13 protein-coding genes are annotated in these 19,013 nt (G+C 41.0%); 9 read left to right on the forward strand and 4 right to left on the reverse strand.

Translation table 11 applies throughout. The features are described from left to right. Positions 1-49: 49 nt before the first annotated feature. Positions 50-1,312, reverse strand: a complete 1,263-nt coding sequence (locus tag ACRRSQ_RS02500; protein ID WP_440874111.1) for an ABC transporter substrate-binding protein — start codon at positions 1,310-1,312, stop codon at positions 50-52. 393 nt (positions 1,313-1,705) lie between these two features. On the opposite strand from ACRRSQ_RS02500, the gene ACRRSQ_RS02505 reads away from it, so the two are divergent. The 5 genes from ACRRSQ_RS02505 (at position 1,706) to ACRRSQ_RS02525 (ending at position 8,504) form a co-directional block, all read left to right on the forward strand. After that, positions 1,706-2,143, forward strand: coding sequence for a DUF6491 family protein (locus ACRRSQ_RS02505; RefSeq protein ID WP_440874112.1), 438 nt, complete (start codon positions 1,706-1,708; stop codon positions 2,141-2,143). Positions 2,144-2,591: 448 nt separating this feature from the next. Next, the gene (gene imuA / locus ACRRSQ_RS02510) at positions 2,592-3,272 is read left to right on the forward strand and encodes a translesion DNA synthesis-associated protein ImuA (RefSeq protein ID WP_440874113.1); all 681 of its coding nucleotides are present in this window, start codon (positions 2,592-2,594) and stop codon (positions 3,270-3,272) included. Between the two features lies 1 nt (position 3,273). Then, on the forward strand, positions 3,274-4,680 hold the full coding sequence (locus tag ACRRSQ_RS02515) for a Y-family DNA polymerase (protein ID WP_440874114.1): 1,407 nt from the start codon (positions 3,274-3,276) through the stop codon (positions 4,678-4,680). An 18-nt stretch (positions 4,681-4,698) separates the two neighbouring features. Then, positions 4,699-7,773: an error-prone DNA polymerase gene (locus ACRRSQ_RS02520; protein ID WP_440874115.1), complete on the forward strand. Its 3,075-nt coding sequence runs from the start codon at positions 4,699-4,701 to the stop codon at positions 7,771-7,773. Between the two features lie 314 nt (positions 7,774-8,087). After that, on the forward strand, positions 8,088-8,504 hold the full coding sequence (locus tag ACRRSQ_RS02525; protein WP_440874116.1) for a hypothetical protein: 417 nt from the start codon (positions 8,088-8,090) through the stop codon (positions 8,502-8,504). Between the two features lie 4 nt (positions 8,505-8,508). Here ACRRSQ_RS02525 and ACRRSQ_RS02530 read toward each other — a convergent pair whose 3' ends face one another. From ACRRSQ_RS02530 to ACRRSQ_RS02540, 3 genes are all read right to left on the reverse strand, one after another. Beyond that, the gene (locus ACRRSQ_RS02530; protein ID WP_440874117.1) at positions 8,509-10,869 is read right to left on the reverse strand and encodes an alkaline phosphatase D family protein; all 2,361 of its coding nucleotides are present in this window, start codon (positions 10,867-10,869) and stop codon (positions 8,509-8,511) included. A 286-nt stretch (positions 10,870-11,155) separates the two neighbouring features. Beyond that, the gene (locus ACRRSQ_RS02535) at positions 11,156-11,767 is read right to left on the reverse strand and encodes a GntR family transcriptional regulator (RefSeq protein ID WP_440874118.1); all 612 of its coding nucleotides are present in this window, start codon (positions 11,765-11,767) and stop codon (positions 11,156-11,158) included. Positions 11,768-12,000: 233 nt separating this feature from the next. Further along, positions 12,001-14,340, reverse strand: coding sequence for an agarase (locus ACRRSQ_RS02540; RefSeq protein ID WP_440874119.1), 2,340 nt, complete (start codon positions 14,338-14,340; stop codon positions 12,001-12,003). Positions 14,341-14,609: 269 nt separating this feature from the next. On the opposite strand from ACRRSQ_RS02540, the gene ACRRSQ_RS02545 reads away from it, so the two are divergent. The 4 genes from ACRRSQ_RS02545 to galK all read left to right on the forward strand — a co-directional run bounded on the left by ACRRSQ_RS02545 (position 14,610) and on the right by galK (position 19,000). Next, positions 14,610-15,557 carry a sugar kinase gene (locus ACRRSQ_RS02545; RefSeq protein WP_440874120.1) on the forward strand — a complete coding sequence of 316 codons (948 nt, stop codon included), beginning with the start codon at positions 14,610-14,612 and terminating at the stop codon, positions 15,555-15,557. A 17-nt stretch (positions 15,558-15,574) separates the two neighbouring features. After that, the gene (locus ACRRSQ_RS02550; RefSeq protein ID WP_440874121.1) at positions 15,575-16,654 is read left to right on the forward strand and encodes a glycoside hydrolase family 117 protein; all 1,080 of its coding nucleotides are present in this window, start codon (positions 15,575-15,577) and stop codon (positions 16,652-16,654) included. Between the two features lie 106 nt (positions 16,655-16,760). Further along, positions 16,761-17,843: a UDP-glucose--hexose-1-phosphate uridylyltransferase gene (locus ACRRSQ_RS02555; protein WP_440874122.1), complete on the forward strand. Its 1,083-nt coding sequence runs from the start codon at positions 16,761-16,763 to the stop codon at positions 17,841-17,843. An 8-nt stretch (positions 17,844-17,851) separates the two neighbouring features. Then, on the forward strand, positions 17,852-19,000 hold the full coding sequence (gene galK, locus ACRRSQ_RS02560) for a galactokinase (protein ID WP_440874123.1): 1,149 nt from the start codon (positions 17,852-17,854) through the stop codon (positions 18,998-19,000). The last annotated feature ends 13 nt before the right edge of the window (positions 19,001-19,013 follow it).

The raw sequence follows: 19,013 nt of genomic DNA on the forward strand, positions 1-19,013 counted from the left end.
GAGCATTCCCCCAGCAATGCTCGTTTTTTTTCGTCTAAAATATAGTTGTCTAAAATAGAGACTTTCTGGCTTGTTCGAGTGTTTCCGTTAGCTGATAAACATTACCGTCTTGTAAAAACTGTCCGAACGCCTTAACTGCGATTTTTTCAAACTCAGGCGCTGTTGCCCGATCAAAAAAGGGCGATACATCGGCGGCATGGCTAGCAATTTCAAAACCTTTTATTGAAAACTTATTGTTAAACTCGCTACTTTTATTATTGGCGGGCAACATATGATATTGCTCGGCAATGTGCTTTTGTGCCTCGCTTGTTGCTAAAAATGTTAAAAACCGCTCGGCCTTTAGTTTGTTTTTACTGTGCTTACTAATAAAAAATACCAGCGTGGGTGTGCTTTCATAACGTGGTATATCGGCCATTTTTGGAAATGCCATGTACTGGGTATTATCGATTAAAGCTTGTGACACTAAGTCACTTGATAAGCGTTGGCTCATAAAGAAAAACGCAAACCGTTGGCGATGAAAAAGCGGCAAACTGTCTGACCAGCGCATTTTGTTATAATCATAATTAAAAAAGCCACGCGCAATTAAATCCGCCCATAAATTCAATACATGTTGAATACGCGGGTCGTGATAATTAATTCCACCTGCAATAATTTCATTAAACAAGCCAATGCCGTACTGGCGTAAAATAAAGTATTCAAACCACGCGGTTGCGATCCAAGGTTGCTTTTTTGATGCATTAAAAGGGGTAATGCCCGCTTCTTTGAGAGTTTGGCAATACGTTATAAATTCCTGCCATTGCTGCGGCACTTCACCAAAACGCTCAGTTAATGATGTTTTATAAAAAAATCCCCAAGTTGCTTTCACATAAGGCAAGCCATAAATTTGTCCTTGGTATGAAACCCAATCAATCAATTTGGTGGAAAATTGTTCCTCCCATTGGTGTTTTTGCCATAAATGAGAAATGGAATGAGCATAGCCAGCTTTTATTTGCTGATGGAAGCGATGTGAGGCGTGTGCGTATAAAATATCAGGGCTGTCGATACCATCAACAAGCCAGCGATTATTCAATTGCTCAAATTCATCATCTTTGGTGTATTTTACGATTTTAACTTTTATACTTGATTGTTGTTCAAATTGTTGAATAAGTGGGAAGAACGCTGCTTTTGCTGCAGGACTAATATGAACAGAAAGGCTAATCGTATTGTTGTCGTTAACGCTATTATCTGAGGGCTGCGCAAGTGCTAGTAATGAAAATAAAACCAAATAAGCGTATGTGAATAAAGCGATGATATAACGCTTAATTTTATTCATATTATTTGCCTAAAATGTAAGGGAAAAATACGGCAAAAAAATCCATTTATATGCTGCTTATTATAAAAAATAGCTTATTATTGCTACAATTGAGAACAATCACCCGATCTATTTTGGTTAGGGTCTGTTGATCTTTTGTTTTCTGCTAGAGACTAATTTTAAAGATAACAAGGCAAAAAGGTGCCTTGAAAAATAGTCTCTCGGTGTTGCCAACAGGGGGTAAGTGCTTAGGTTATGCTTGGAACTAATAATCGGTATTCAATGTGCATTTGGAATAACTAAATTTTACATTAAGTGCCGTTATCACCATATTTTTAAGTGCAACACAGTTCTAAACTGGAAGAGTAACAGACCCTAGTATTTATTAAGTTTTACAAGTTTAAGGAAATGAATATGCAATGGCTTAGAGCTATCTTAGTTTTATCTTCAATAACACTATTTTCTTGTGCATCTACCGATGCTGACGAACCTATGGTGAGTGTCGAAAACGATCCTAGAATTGGTGAAGAAGTGAATCAGGCTTGTTTTATTCGCAGTATTAATGGCTGGAGTAATGTCGATAACGACGACAAAGCGCTGATTGTGACACTGAGTCGAAGAAATCAGTTTAAGCTGAATTTATCAGGCCCGTGTGATGCAAACTGGGCGATGTACCGCATTGCTATTATCGGTAAAACTGGCTCATCGTGTATTCAACGTGGCGACCGCGTAAAAACTGACGCAGACACGATGCGCGGTTTAAGCTGTATGATCACAAGCATCAACGAATGGCACCCTGAAAAGCTCGAAGAAATGAATAAAGAGCAACAAGAAACTGAGCAAAGCAAGTAATTATTGTTGCGTTAAAACTAAAATTAGCATCACTTTCATGTGACTAATATCAAGGCTAGAGTATTGTTTTAAATATTGTTTTAACTGTTTTTTAAATTATATACTTTAACTGTAAAGGCTTAACTGAATGTATCGGTTAGGCCTTTATTTTTTATAACAAATTTTATCGTATAGCTTCCTATTGAAAAGAGCGTTAACCCTATCGCTAGGTCATGGTAACTGGAAATGCACTGCGCCAATTGCCCTTAATCACCATTAACCAGATAAATAATTAAAGTCCGAGGTTAGTAATAACCTCGGACTTTTTTATCCTGCTTAATTTGAACCGCTTTTACCAACAGTCAATTTTGCTAACTAATTGTTAATACGTTGAATTAAAATTTATTAAACATAGGCACTAGAAAATTATTATTTTTAAATTATACTGTATATAAATACAGGTGTTTTTATGAATAATTTAATCGAACAACTCCAGCATCGACATTTAGTTTGGCAAGGTCGTAGCAAAGCCCCTTTAGCGACAGGTGAGTCGACAGGTTACGCTGAACTTGATCAATATCTTGATGGTGGCTTTCAACAAGGCGTTACTGAAATACAAAGCGCTGCTGGCATTGGCGAGTTGCGCTTACTGCTGCCGATGTTAACTCGCGCCATTGAAGAGCAACGCTTGATTGTGTTTATCGCGCCACTTGGCATTATTAGTGCACAAGTGTTGTCGGCGCAAGGTTTTGATTTAAGTAAAGTTTTATTGGTGTATCCTGAAAAGCAGCAAGAAAGCTTATGGGCGGCAGAGCAGTGTTTACGCAGTGGTGCTTGTCATAGCGTTATCATGTGGACCCATCAAGCGCTTGAAGTTCACCAAGTGAAACGGCTGCAGGTGGCCAGCGAAACCGGCAACAGCCGACAGTTTATTTTACGCACCAATAAAGCGGAATCGCTGTCGCTCCCTTTTGATTTAAGTCTGTCATTACAGCCGCACGCCCAAGGTGTTTCTGCCAGCATTAATAAACGCAAACGCGGCTGGCGCACAGACCATTTTATTATCAATATGGCAAAACATTGGCCGAGGCTTACTCAAGCACCTCTACCTGATAATGTCGTGCAGTTTTCTAAGGCGCAAGCAGGTTAGCATGACCTTGTGGCTCTATCTTCATTTTCCAGCCTTGCAGCTTGATGTTATGTACCAACAAGCCGGGAAGGAAATGCAACCACTGGTTATTTTTGATGACAAAATAAATGAAGTGGTGCAACTTAATGCCCCCGCATTAAGCGAAGGGGTAAAACTAGGCATGGGTTTAGGCACTGCCTCATCGTTATGCCGCTCATTGCAGGTTAAACCTTATCAGCAAAGCACAGAAAATCGCGCGCTAAAACGCATCGCCCATTGGTTATATTCAATTACGGCAGATATTACTTTATATCCACCGAATGGTTTACTGCTTAAAGTCACTAGCATGCTGACCTTATATCAAGATTTAGCCCATTACTGGCAGCAGTTATCACAGCATTTACAGCCGTTAAATCTTCACTATCAATACGCGACAGGGTATTCGCCATATGCGGCGCGCATTTTAGCCAGACAAGGGCTTAATGGCATTTCTGACGATGAGCAAGCATTACTGCGCCAAATTAAGCTGCAGCCTTTAGCTTGTTCAGACTTAGCCAGTCAAGTGATCACACGTTTACATAAAGTGGGTGTGCGCCACTTTGCAGATTTACTGGTGTTGTCATTTACCGAGCTTGCGGCGCGTTTTGACGTGGAGGTGGTTAATTATATTGGCCGTTTAACTGGGCAAATACAGCACCCCGTTACTGCTTATATACCCCCTGAACATTTTGAGCACTATTTAGAGCTATATTACGAAGTGGTTAACCTGCAACATATCGAAAAACCGTTGTTGAAACAGTATCGATTATTAGAGCAATATTTAAGGTTGAAAGATAAATTAGCGGCAGCGCTTGATATTGTTTTTCACCAACGTGATGCGGATGACTTTGTGCTGGTGGTTAGCGCCGCAGAAGGAGAATATCAAGCAGAAAAATGGTTGCAGCTTAGTCAACTGGCATTAGAGTCGGTTACCTTAACTGCACCTGTGACCGGTTTAACATTAAAAGTGAAACGCTTAATGAGTAAATACGCGCAGCGGCGTGATTTATTTCAAGGAGCACAAGGCAGCGTTTCGGCGAAAGGACTTATCTCGATACTCAGTGCAAAACTCGGAGAAGAGCGCGTAAAAGGCATTACTACCGTACAAGACGATCGACCAGAATTTGCTAATCAGTTGTGCACGCCTTTTTCGACTGAAATAACCAGCCGCGTTGAGCAAAAGCTGCGACCCAGCGTTTTACTGCCATCACCACTGCCATTAAATGAACAAGTGCAGGTTATTCCGTACCCTGAACGCATCGTCACTGGTTGGTGGGATAACCATCAAGTAGCACGCGATTATTTTATTGCCCGTAGTCAACAGGGGCGTTGGTTATGGTTATTTCGAGATAATCATCAACGTTGGTTTGTACACGGCGTTTTTAGTTAATGGGGAGCTTTGTGGTTAATGACATATAACGAACTGTTTTGCCAAAGTAATTTTTCCTTTTTGCAAGGGGCTTCTCATCCTGAAGAGTTGATTATTCAAGCGAATTTTTTAGGTTATCAAGCGCTGGCGATCACCGATGAATGTTCAGTGGCAGGAGTTGTGCGTGCCTATAGTGCGATTAAAGAACACCAATTGGCGATTAAGCTCATTGTTGGCAGCATGTTTTGGCTCAATGACGAGTTACAAGTGATCTTGTTGTCTCCCAATCGTAAAGCGTATGCCGAGCTTTGTCGGGTGATCACCAATGCTCGGCGACGTAGTGAAAAGGGCAGTTATCAGCTACAAGAATGGGATTTAATGTCAGTGAAGCATTGTTTACTGATTTGGCTCCCGACAGGAAAAACATGCGATCAACATTGGGGGCATTGGCTGAGCCAATATCATCAAAGCCGACTTTGGCTTGGCGCGCAGCGGCGTTTATTAAGTAATGACCAAGACTATTTGCAGCATTGCCAATTGTTGGCGCAACACCTTGAATTGCCCATTACCGCATGTGGCGGCGTACTGTTTCATAATGCTAACCGCATTGAATTACAACATACTTTAACAGCTATTAAAGCGGGCACTAGCGTAAGTTCGCTTGGTCACCAACGTTTATCGAACGCTGAACGGGCACTGAGATCTGTGACTAAGCTCAGTAAATTATTTGAAGCCCAATGGTTGGCAGAGTCGCAAGTGATCGCCAAACGTTGCCAGTTTAATTTGCAAGAGCTGCGCTATGAATATCCAGCAGAATTAGTACCTAAAGGTAAAACGCCAATGGCACATCTGCGTGAATTGGTGGCTAAAGGCATTGAATTTCGTTTTCCAGAAGGTATTCAAACCGAGCTTGCACAAACTATTGAAAAAGAGCTGACATTAATTGAAGAGCTTAATTATCCTTATTATTTTTTAACCATTCGTGATGTGGTGATGTTTGCCAAACATGCCGGGATTTTATTTCAAGGTCGAGGCTCTGCGGCAAATTCGATTGTGTGTTACTGCTTAGAAATAACTTCGGTAGACCCAAGGCAAATTAACGTATTGTTTGAACGCTTTATTAGCAAAGAGCGTGACGAGCCGCCCGATATTGATGTTGACTTTGAACATGAACGCCGTGAAGAAGTTATTCAATATATTTACCAAAAATATGGCCGAGAGCGTACTGCTATTGCCGCTACGGTGATCACTTATCGGCTAAAAAGTGCGATACGTGAAGTTGGCAAAGCGCTTGGTATTAACCTGACACAACTTGAATTTTTTATTAAAAATATTAACCGACGCGACAGCTCACTTGATTGGCAGTCACAGGTGATTGAATTAGGGCTAGATCCGCAGTCAAATAAAGGGCAACAATTTATTCAGTTGGTGAATGAAATCAAAGGTTTTCCGCGGCATTTATCGCAACACGTTGGTGGCTTTGTTATCTCAGCCGGGCCGTTATACGAATTAGTACCGGTTGAAAATGCCAGCATGGATGAACGTACTGTAATTCAATGGGATAAAGACGATTTAGAATCACTCGGTTTACTGAAAGTTGATGTGCTAGCGTTAGGCATGCTTAGCGCTATTCGTAAGTGTTTTCAGCTGGTTAAACAATTTCATCAACGGGAATTAACTATCGCCAGTATTACTCGAGAGCAAGACGATGCTAAGGTTTATCAGATGATACAACAGGCAGATACCGTGGGGTTATTTCAAATTGAATCGCGGGCGCAAATGAGCATGTTACCTCGGCTAAAACCTGCCAATTATTACGATCTTGTCATTCAAATTGCCATTGTACGACCCGGGCCAATACAAGGGGATATGGTGCATCCTTTTTTAAAGCGTCGTGACGGTATTGAGCCAATTGAATACCCCTCTCAAGCGGTGAAAGAGGTATTATCTCGCACCTTAGGTGTGCCTATTTTTCAAGAGCAGGTGATAAAACTTGCCATGGTTGCAGCGGGTTTTACCGGCGGTGAGGCGGATCAATTACGCCGAGCAATGGCGAGTTGGAAAAAAAACGGCAAGCTGTTTCAGTTTAAAGCTAAATTAATTAGTGGCATGAAAGCAAGAGGTTATAAGGTAGCGTTTGCCGAGCAAATTTTTAGCCAAATACTTGGCTTTGGTGAATACGGTTTTCCTGAAAGTCACTCGGCGTCTTTTGCGGTACTCGCTTATGTGTCAGCTTGGCTTAAATATTATTATCCAACGCTATTTTATACGGCAATTTTAAACAGTTTACCGATGGGTTTTTATTCGCCATCGCAATTAATACAAGACGCTAAACGGCACCATATCAGCATATTACCGATTTGCATTAATCAGTCAGTTTATGATCATCAGGTAGTCAAAGTGCAGGGCGGCTTAGCATTACGTTTAGGTTTTCGTTTGATCAAAGGCTGCTCAAAACAGGCGGCAGAGCTGTTAGTCAAACATCGACCTAAAGCCGGATTTCAATCGGTTAGTGAAGTAAAACGTTTAGCAATAAACCGTTATGTTATTGAGCAATTAGCCAGTGCTGATGCCTTTCATGCCATATCAGGTGATAGATACGCGACGCGTTGGCAGATCATGAATAATGAAAACGACTTACCGTTATTTTCACCACATAACCAGAGCACACAAACCTCATTTGAATTTATGCCAAACGAGATGGAAAATTTAACCGAAGATTATGCCGCAACTGGGCTAAGCTTAGGAAAACACCCTATAACTATTATGGATGAAGCAGGCAAGTTAAATGGCTTTACCCGTATGATGGCGTTGAAAAACCTCGCGCATAAATCGCTGGTGTCTGTGGTTGGTATTGTGACCGGTAAACAAGCACCAGGAACTGCATCTGGAGTTACCTTTATGACCTTAGAAGATGATACCGGCAATATTAATGTCGTTGTATGGGCGGCAACTTCAAGAGCGCAAAAACAAGCCTATATGACCGCTAAAGTATTAAAAGTGACCGGCATATTAGAGCGAGAAGGCGATGTTACCCATGTCATTGCCGGTAAGCTGATTGATTTAACGGATCAGCTTGCGACGCTAAACACAAAATCAAGAGACTTTCACTAGAGCGTGTTGATCTTTGTGGTATGAATTTAGTCCAATTTAAACGCTTTCTGATCGCGGCACTAACTTGAGGCATAGTGGTTCTACGTCTAAAGTTAGTAACAAAGAGCAGGAAGCGTTTAAATGGATCCTTGGGACAGCGTTTGTTTGCCATTTCTACTGCGTTGCCCCACATGGATGTGGGGTAAGGTGACTTTGCAGGAGCATAAAGTCTTTATCACTCATTTATGTAGAATAACTACACGACAATCGCTCTGCCTTGTATAAATGGTAAATAATTCGCTGCAAAAACATACACCAAAGGTCAACACGCTCTAATGTATCATCGACAACGTGGCTCACAACATCGGCAGCAAAAAAGTCGCCGTTATTCTATTAAGAAAACATCGATTAAAGATGAGAATATTGATCGGCAAATTATCGCCATTCATCAAGCTATTGCTGAGAAATTACTCGCCGATTTAGCTTTAGTTGAACAAATAAAAAGGCGATTAGAAGCGCAGCGCGAGCAAGGGAAAATCGGTTACGGACAATTTATTAATTGGTACAGTATCTTAGAACTTATCGACCAACCGAGTGTCTTTACCAAGGCGATGATAGAAGATACACCAAAAATGAGGCGCTTACGGCGCAATACGCCGTTTGTTGGCATACTGACCGAAGCTGAGCGAGAAGAGGCAATCAATCGTAATGCTTTAGGGTTTATCGATTCGATTGCCGTTATATTATCATGAGCGGTTATGGTATTAGTTTGCCTTTAAAAGAAACATCGATAGGCCAGCCTTCAAATTGTTGACCTGTTGCTGGATTGGTATCCCAAGACCAACATTCAAGACGATACTTTTTCTGGTGATGGTCAACTTTAACAATGCCGTAACCTTCGGTTTTAATGCGATTGTCAGCTAAAAATTTACCCCAACTGGTATTGCCATCATGAAACTCTTGATGGCTAACTTTAGGGTTTGCTACCGCTAGTACACGCATTTTATTACCAAAAGAGTCAATGAAATTTCCAGAGTTTTTATTGCCTTTAAATTGTTTTTCTAGTTGGTTATTTCCTTCAAACCAACGTTGCCAAAAGGCCGCCGCCGCTGGACCGGCAAAAAATACAGTGCCGTCGTCATAATCATCTATGCCTTGTTGAGTGACCATACCCAAGTGTTGATCGCCAGCTAATACAAGGGCATTGGCAGTCGATACTAAGTTTACCGCTCTTGTTCTACCATCTGGCGGATAGCCATTAGAGTCGTAATCGCGTAACGCAGAAAAATTTTCTGTTGTTTGAGGTCCACCCCAAATGGATGCGGTTAAACAAATTTTTGGTAAATGGGTATTCGTTTGTGCCCAATTAGCTAAAAATGCTTCTTGGCGTTTCCCTAATAATTCGCCACGAGTTTCAGTTGGCGGTGTTTTATAATTTGGTGGGGTTTTAAACTTTCTATCTTCTACTAAGGCAAAACTTACTCCACCATAAATAAACTCTGCATAAGCAACAGGAATACCAAATTTGATCGGGGTTGGGTCGTATGGCTCTGGGTTATGACCATGCTGAATGCGGTACACCATACGCACTAACTTTTTGTCCCATTTAAAACCACCATCTTCTTCTTTTGGTTTTTCTGAGTTTTTGCCGGCGGCACCCCATAAATTACCTTGTAAAACGTCGTGGTCATCAGCCAGCACAATGGCAGGGGTATTTCGTACCGACTCTTTGAAGGTCCAGTACCATAAATACCAACGATACAAGGTGTCAATTTGCGCGTATTTACCTTCACGACCATAGCGAGTTGGGTAAGTTTCGTAGTATTGATCACCACAAAATACATATAAATCTGGCTGGTGTGTATCGCAGTTTTTGACTAATTCATTGTGCGGGAAGAGAATGTTATCTTTACCATAACGGGATAAAATTCGCTCTTGAGGAATAAACTTTTTAAAATTGATATCATCTAGGGATTTAGATGTTGGGATAATGCACGAATAAAGAGCGATATTAAGTGGCTTACTTGTGCCAGGGTCTGCTTTAATGATGCCGGTGTACAAGCTTTCGTTAGGCTGATTATTTGAAGATATACGGTACTCAAGGCTTTTAGCTGACTGCCAATTGTTGATGCTAAATAACGCGACATAACCTTCTTCAATATCACTGGTTTGCATGACTTGCCATTGCTCACTGCCTGGTGCTTTAACTGATAACGTAGCACTTGAATAGTGTGCTAAATCAACCGGCATAAATTGAGCGGTCATTTTAAGCGAGGTTTGGTTGACTGAATGCATGCAACCCATTACCGGGCCAAGTTGGTGTGTTGGCTGTACGCTAATTTTTTCACCACCTGTTGCCACATCTTTAATACGCCATTTAGCGCCACTTTCACCGGTGTTCGGGCTAGAAATTAGTGAAATGCCACCGATTAATTCATCAGCGTTAACACCTGTTCTTAAGGCAAAACCAAGTTGTTTGCCGGTTTCTCCATGGTAGGCAAACAAGCGAATGTCAAAGCGGTTATTGGTGGTTGGATCAAAATGACAATCCAATAAAATTGGTGTTGATAATACTTTTTGGCTAATAGGCTGTTTTTTGGTGGTAAGTGATTCGAATGCTAGCGGCTGATCTTGATTTGAAAAGTCACGAAAACTTAACTCACCTTGCTCGTTCATTACCGCCATAAAACCGCCGTATTTACCACCAGCTCGCTGCGCTAGGGCTGCGCCGCGATAATCAAGTTGGCCTTGTCCAATACCTAAAAGAAAGCCGCAATAACCCGACTTTTTAGGAGTGATATTTTCAAAAGTCGCTTGGATCCTGCCCGGTTGATGATTTTGAACAAGTGTACGTGTTAATAATGACACCGTGCGCATTTCAAACGATTTGTCACCTTGCAAACATTCAAGTGCGCCTTTGTGCATGCGCCAATCTTGCAGGCGATTACCCCAGAATTCTTTACCTAACCAATGACTGGTTTGATCTTGTGGTAAAGGCAATAACGGTTTCACGGCAACTAGGTTTTGCCTTTTGCTCGCCGCCAATACCGATAAAGGCGACAGGGTTGAGCAGCCAATTGCGCCGCCAACTAATTTTACAAATTCTCTACGTTTCATTATTTTGCTCGCTTTAATTTAGCTGTACTCGATATTGCCCACAAGCCTTTCTTTTGCAGTTTTATCAACACCTTCATAGTCTAATTCTAATCGAGGGAACTGACTTGTTAGTGTCACCAAGATAACAGTGGTAATTTATTTTTATTGTGCAGTAATTATACGTTTATTGAATAGACTTCAATTTAATCAAACTTGATTTTATTGTAGATATTAAATTGTTTACAATTTTAGTTGAGTATAAAAAAAACACGAGTAAATCTCGTGTTTTTTTATGGGTGTTAACAAGCTATTTAATATTTGCTTTTACGGCTTTAATAGCTTTTGCAGTATCGTCATCTTTTAAGGCATTCAAAATTTCTCTGTGCTCGTCAACACAGGCTTCACTTGACTGAATTCGTTTGTAATTAAGACGCATACGCATAACGTACGGGTACCAAATGTTGACTAATTCATCACCGCCAGCTTTATGAATGAGGTAGTTATGAAATGATATATCAATCGTGGTTACTTCGGTAAAATCTTCCGCTTCAAAGGCGGTTTGCAAATCATCAAGAATAGCTTCTAGGTCTGCAAAGTCTTTATCGCTTAACTTACCTTTGAGTTGCTCAATAGCAAAGGCTTCAATATTTCGACGTAAGTTAATCATTAACTTCTGCATTTTAGGGTCTAATACGCTATTAACAGAGGCCCCGCAGTTATTCTTCGATACTAACAACCCTTCTTTGGTTAGTTGTAATATCACATCACGAATAGGGCCGCGAGATAAACCAAAACGCGCTGCTAATTCTTGCTCTTTTAATTTTGTTTCCGGTGCTAATTCACCTGAAATAATATCAGAGCGTAACTCGTTAGCAATTTGATCTTTTATGGTAAGGATTTTTTTTCTAGCGCCAACCATAATGACTCCTTAAATGAATATGTTACAACTATGATAACCTGTTTAAGCTAGATTGCAATTAGAATATTGTCTACAAAATACAGGGAATCTTACCTGGGTTTAGACAATTTTAATGGGGTGTAGACGAATTTTGTCTAAATGCTTTATCAAAATGAGAATTATGTGCATTTAACGACAAATATTGTTAACAATATTGCCGTTAAACGCAATGCCTTACTCTAGCGAAAGATTACCTATTTTGATTGATAACGACGCTGATATAAGCTGCTGTTAATTTTACGCGACGACTCGATAAGTGGTTGATACGGCAGGTCGGTAACTGAGACAAAGCCAACATTATAGTTTTCGCCATCATACGCTCGACCTGTTATAGGTGAGTCGATATATTGAAACCAATGTGCACCAACAAAGTAGGGATTATCAATTACTGAGTTCATGTAGTCTTCAAACATATTTGCGCGATCTTGCTGGTCAGATGCATGAATTAACCCAGGATGGAATAAGCCACTGTCTTTAGCGCCAACATGGTATTCACCAATAATGGCTGGCATATCTATTTCTTCAAGAAAGCCCCATTTTTTCTTATGTAAACCTTCTTTGTACGCGTTGTAGCTAACCACATCCACATATTTAGCTGACGCTTTTACCACTTCCAACGGCATGCCCCAGTCAGGGAAACGTGCGCCCATATACATATGATTCGGTAAATGCTTTGCTACGGCTTGGTCAACGATTTCAAAATATTTGTCAGCATAAGCGGTTAATAGCTCTGAATAGTCGCTCACTTGTTGCTCGGTGTTAAAGCGAGAATCAAAGCCTTTATCAAATGCAGCCCAACTGGCAATGTTTTTATCCCAAGCCTTATTAAGTTTACTAATGTTGCCGTATTTAATTTTCATTAAACGAGTAAATTCAGCTTTAGTTGGTACGGTTTTGCCATCGCGCTGCAATGTATGTAATACGATGCCATATTGTGACTCTTTCGTTTCAGGGCGACCAAAGCTTTTCTCGTTATCAATAAACACCCCCACGCACCAAGGACTATTGTTAACCTCTTGTGCGACAACTTTGGCGCTATGATCAGCACGCTCAGCAAAAACAGGGTCAAACACATCAGGCATTGGCGCCCAAAAATCATTACCGCTTGATACGGTTTTATAATTACCGCGGATCCAACCGTTGGCAAAATAAGGTACTTGAGTATTGTCATAAAATTCAGGATCGGCCCAATTGCCTAGTGATGTAAAGCCCCAGTTTTTCATGCGCTTAAGGGTAACATCTTGCCACTGTTGCATAAAATCTGGATTGTCGTTGCTATATTTACGCTCTAAGTTAGCGGAATAAAAGCTAAAGGTTTCACCTTTTTTAAGCGGCCCTGAATGTGCGCTGCGACGATACCCATAGTGTTTGCCTAAGGTTTCTTTATATTCAGGTAACCACGTAAACATATCACTGCGAACAGAAGAGGCGTTAAAGCGTTGTGGAACAGCTGAATTTGGTGCGCGGTTTAACCCTTGTGAATCTTCAGGAGTTACATCGTTATCGCTTTGCTGTTCAATTGCAGATTTAGGAAAGTCATAACCTGTCATGGTTGATGTATTTGATAAGCGAATATTGGCAATGCCTGAGGCAAAATAAATATAACCTTCAGGGTCAATTAACGACCATTTGCCATTAGTTTTTTCCGTACGAAAATAGCCGGTGGCTTTAAATTTAGGCCCAGATGCCCAACCACTAAATTTAGAACGATCTGCAATAGTTTGGCTGGCAAAAAGCTTAGCTTCAGCGCGTTTTTCTTGCTGAATTTGCTCATCGCTGTGAGCTTTGCCAACAAAGTCTTGTTTTGCGTTTTGTCCGTATTTATCAACAATATTTGTTAAAAACTGCTTATCCATTTTAGGGTTTGCTCTTAAACGAACATTTTTAAGCTGAATTTCTTTATCAAATAAAGCGCTTTGCACACTAATATTGATGCGTTTAATTGAGGAAAGGTCGAGGTTTTTCTTACCCCATAATGAAATAAATTGCACCTCGTTACTTTGCCAAGTATCAGGGTTTGAACGTAAACCCGAGGTAAAGTTAAGCTCAACGCCGTCTTCACCTTTTGGCGTTGCTAAGTCGTGTCCTTTCATTTTAGCGTAATAGGTATTAAAACCACCGGTAGGAATACTCACTGAACGGGTATAGTTGTCGCCGTTACCATCGGTAATGTCTAAGTAAATTTGCGTAGAACGCTGACCATGATTGGCAATATCGAATGCTAAGTTAAAATCAGAAAACTGGCTCCAATCCCAATGTGTTTTTGGCTCAATGGTTAAGCTAGCATACGTGCTTTCTTGGTTATTAAAGACGACATTGAGTTGACCATTGTTAACTTCACCTTGCGCATCGACGTATGAAAGCTTGACGTTATCGCTGCTGTCATTAAAGTTGGCAATATTAACCAAGGTTTTATTTGCTTGGTTAACCACTTGTTGAGTTTGTAGGTCAATGTTAGGTGGCGTTGACTCTGATTGACAACCAAGTGCTAAGGCAACACTTGAAAGTATTAGCAGTTTATTTATTTTTTTCATTTTTTCTCCTTCCCTCAACATACGTCAAAGTTTACTTTATAACGGCTAACTATGGGTATGCTTAACACCAAGCCAAGTGACTTTAACCGTTGCTTTTTATTTGTTATATAGTGAACCGCTCTTAAATGTATATATTTAATTGTTAACAATTCCATCGATATAAGTTAACATGATTAAAATTAATTACAAAGCGCTATGTTGTTTGTTTGTTAAATTAAGCGCTAATTTAAAATGAAGTAAAAACAATCTCGATAAGGTAAGTTTTTATAATGACAGGTAAATTTTTAGCGGTAGGCGAATGTATGATGGAATTAACACCGTCAAGCAAGGATATGTTTGCTAAAGGCTTTGCCGGCGATACCTATAATGCTTTGGTATATGCAAAACGGCTTAATCAAACATTAACCACCAGTATGTTAACCGCCGTTGGTGACGATATTCCTAGCCAAGAAATGTTAACGCGTTGGGCACAAGAAGGTATCGATAACTCGAGTACGCTGATCACCAACCAAGCGACAATTGGTTTATATGCAATTTCTACCGATAGTTTAGGTGAGCGCAGTTTTAGTTACTGGCGTGCAGGCTCTGCCGCTAGCCAGATGATGACTTATAAATCGGTTGATGAACTTGCACAACTCAATGCCGACGCAGATTTGGTGTTTTTTAGCGGTATTTCTTTATCCATATTAACGGATCAAGATAAAAGCAAACTGATTGAGTTAATGGCAAAGCTCAAACAAAACGGCTGTAAAATTGCTTTTGATCCCAATTACCGACCTAAAATGTGGAACAATAGTGCGCATGCGATACAGTGGTTAGCGGCAGCTTATCAAGTCAGTGATATTATTATGCCGGGCATTGAAGAGCACGAGCAATTATTAGGACATAAAACTCAGCAAGACATTCTTGATTATTGTTGCAGTTTTGGCGACTGTGAAGTGGTGATAAAGTGTGGTGAAAATGGCGTTTATGGCTATAAAAATGGCCAGTTACAGCATCATCAACCCTTTGAGCCTGCGCCGGTGCAAGTTGACAGTACGGCTGCGGGTGATTCGTTTGCCGGTACTTATTTAGCTGCTCGGTTATCAGGTGATTCAATCGAGTTATCCATTAAAAAAGCCTGCTTTATTGCCGGCAAAGTTGTACAACACAAGGGTGCTATTTTAGCAAAACCTATTTATCAGCAAGCGGCTGTTGAATTTAGCGCTGTTGAATAAGCAATGTTGAGGTAAAAATGACAAATAAAAAATTAAGTTTGGCAAGCAAACGTGCCATTGAACGTGGCTATGATGAAAATGATGCCCGATGGTTAACCGAGTTTGATGTCCATGAACTAAAAGGTGACTTCGCGTTTGAAGAAGGCGTTATTCGCCGAGATCCATCTTCTGTTATTCAAGTCGATAATGTTTATCATGTTTGGTATACCAAAGGGGAAGGTGAAACAGTCGGTTTTGGCGCAGCAAGCCCTGACGAGAAAGTCTTTCCTTGGGATTTAACCGAAGTTTGGCACGCAACCTCAACCGACGGCGAATATTGGCAAGAGCAGGGGGTTGCCATTAGTCGTGGCGAAGCTGGTGCTTATGACGATAGAGCGGTATTTACGCCAGAAGTATTAGCGCACAATGGCAAATACTACTTGGTTTATCAGTCAGTGCAATATCCGTATACCAACCGTCAATATGAGCAAATTGCACTGGCAATTGCTGATAGCCCGTTTGGCCCTTGGCAAAAAAGTGCGGAGCCGATTCTAAGCCCATCAAAAGATGGACAGTGGCGCGGAGATGAAGATAACCGTTTCCATGTGCTTAGCAAAGGCAGTTTCGATAGCCACAAAGTACACGATCCTTGTTTATTGGTCTTTAATGACAAATTTTATCTTTATTATAAAGGTGAAACTATGGGCGAGAGCATGAACTTTGGTGGCAGGGAAATAAAACATGGCGTCGCAATTGCTGACAGTGTTGAAGGCCCGTATATCAAATCGGAATACAACCCTATTTCTAATAGTGGCCACGAAGTGGTCGTTTGGAATTATCAGGGCGGAATTGCTTCGATGTTAACTACCGATGGCCCTGAAAAAAATACCATTCAATTTGCGCCAGATGGTATTAACTTTGAAATTAAAGCTCATATTAAAGGCGGACCAGAAGCGATAGGTTTATTCCGTGATCCAGAAGGTAAAGAGTTACCAGAACCGGGAATTGGTTGGGGTTTATGTCACAAATATGATGCCAGCTGGAATTGGAATTACATCTGTCGATTCACACCAAGAAAACAGGTGTTGGACTTAGGAACATTTCAAAATACTGCTTAGTAAAGCGCTAGATAACAGTATTGTAATTAAAGGGCGAAAAGATTCGCCTTTTCATTTTTTATAAAGTAATTGTTAACATTTAACGATTAGTGTTTGAGAGAATATTATGGTTGATTTTGACCCAACTGAACATCCTCATCGTCGTTTTAACCCCTTAATTCAAGAGTGGGTTTTAGTCTCGCCACACCGCGCTAAACGACCATGGCAAGGGCAACAAGAAACAAGCGATACCAGTGAAAAACTTGCTTACGATGAAAGCTGTTACCTATGTAAAGGCAATACTCGTATTAACGGTGAAGTTAACCCTGACTATAGCGGCACTTTTGTATTTACTAACGACTTTGCGGCGTTAAATGATACCACGCCAGAATTTGAGCAAAACGATCCCTTGTTTAAATTGTCAGCTGAGCAAGGTGAAAGTCGGGTGATTTGTTTTTCACCTGATCACGGTAAATCCCTGCCTGAACTGTCATTAAATGAAGTCACCGATGTAGTGAATACTTGGCAACGCGAATGTGCACAACTAAGTGAAAAGTATCAATGGTTACAGGTGTTTGAAAATAAAGGCGCGGTAATGGGCTGTTCAAACCCGCACCCGCATGGGCAAATTTGGGCACAAAATCAATTGCCGAGTTTGGTTGAAAAGAAACAACGTAGCTTTAGTGAATATCAACAAAACCATCAAAGCAACATGTTGCTTGATTATGTTGCGCGTGAACAACAAGAACAAACGCGTGTTGTTGTTGAAAACGATGACTGGTTAGTCTGTGTACCATTTTGGGCGGCTTGGCCATTTGAAACCTTGCTGTTACCTAAATTTTCAGTGAAACGCATGACTGAACTTAGCGCCGAGCAAAAGGTGTCTTTAGCGGACATATTGCGCAAAATCACTGCTAAATACGACAACTTGTTCCAATGTTCATTTCCATATTCGATGGGCTGGCATGGCGCGCCTTACGATGGGCAAGAACATGATGAATGGCAATTACATGCACATTTTTTTCCGCCATTATTACGATCTGCAACGGTGAAAAAATTTATGGTCGGATATGAAATGATGGCAGAAGCTCAGCGCGATTTAACCGCCGAGCAAGCGGCTCAGCGTTTAGCGGATTTATCAACGATACATTACCTAGTAGAAAACCAAGCTAAAAACCAAGCCGACAATGTAGCTAAGAGCAAAAAGTAGAGAACGATATGGAACTGGTTAATAAAGTAAAACAAGGGTTTGAACAAACCTTTTCTGCGGCAGCTGATTTTGTTGTAAAAGCACCGGGCCGAGTGAATCTTATTGGTGAACATACGGATTATAACGACGGTTTTGTTATGCCATGTGCTATCGACTATGCCACCTTAGTCGCCGTTTCTGCGCGAGATGACGGGCAAGTTCATTTGGTATCACTTGATTACCAATGCCAGCAAGATCAATTTAGCTTAAATGAAGAAATCAGCTTTGTTGAAAATAAATTATGGGCAAATTATGTTCGCGGCGTTGTGGTTGAGCTACAAAAAAGAGGTCACGTGCTGAGTGGCTGTAATATCGCCATTACAGGCAATGTACCACAAGGGGCAGGGCTTAGTTCGTCTGCGGCGTTAGAAGTTGGTATTGCTTATGCTTTTGACCAACTGTGCAATTTATCTATCAGCAAACAAGACATAGCGCTGATCAGCCAAGCGGCAGAAAACAACTTTGTCGGTTGTGCTTGCGGCATTATGGATCAGCTGATCTCAGCTTGCGGTAAAGATAACATGGCCTTAGGTATTGATTGTCGAAGCCTTGACTTAACCGAAGTGACTATTCCTGATGGCATGCGTATTTTAATGTTCAATTCTAATGTAAAGCGTGGCTTGGTAGACAGTGAATACAACCTTCGCCGCGAGCAATGTGAAGCAGCTGCAAAGCATTTTAATGTCAGTCATTTACGTGATGTTGCGATTGAAACCTTTGAGCGTGATAAGCAAGGCTTGTCAGCGCTTGTTGCTAAACGCGCAGAACATGTAGTGTATGAAAATGAACGCACGCTAGCGGCAATGCAGGCATTTAATGCCAGTGATATTACCAAAATTAGCCAATTGATGGCCGGCAGTCATCAGTCAATGAAAACGTTATTTGAAATTACCTGCCCTGAAATAGACTTTATGGTTGATACCATTGCCAAAGTGCTTGGCGACAAAGGTGGCGTTCGTATGACGGGCGGTGGTTTTGGTGGCTGTATTGTTGCCCTTGTGCCAGATAATTTGGTCGACGTGATTATTAGTGAAGTTGAAAATACTTACCAATCGGAAACCGGGCTAAAAGAGTCGGTATACATTAGCCAACCGGTTAAAGGTGTTGCTGTTATTTAGCTTAATTTGCGCA

Origin of the sequence: Thalassotalea sp. PLHSN55 (assembly GCF_052030545.1) — a bacterium.
GTDB lineage: Bacteria > Pseudomonadota > Gammaproteobacteria > Enterobacterales > Alteromonadaceae > CANMXU01.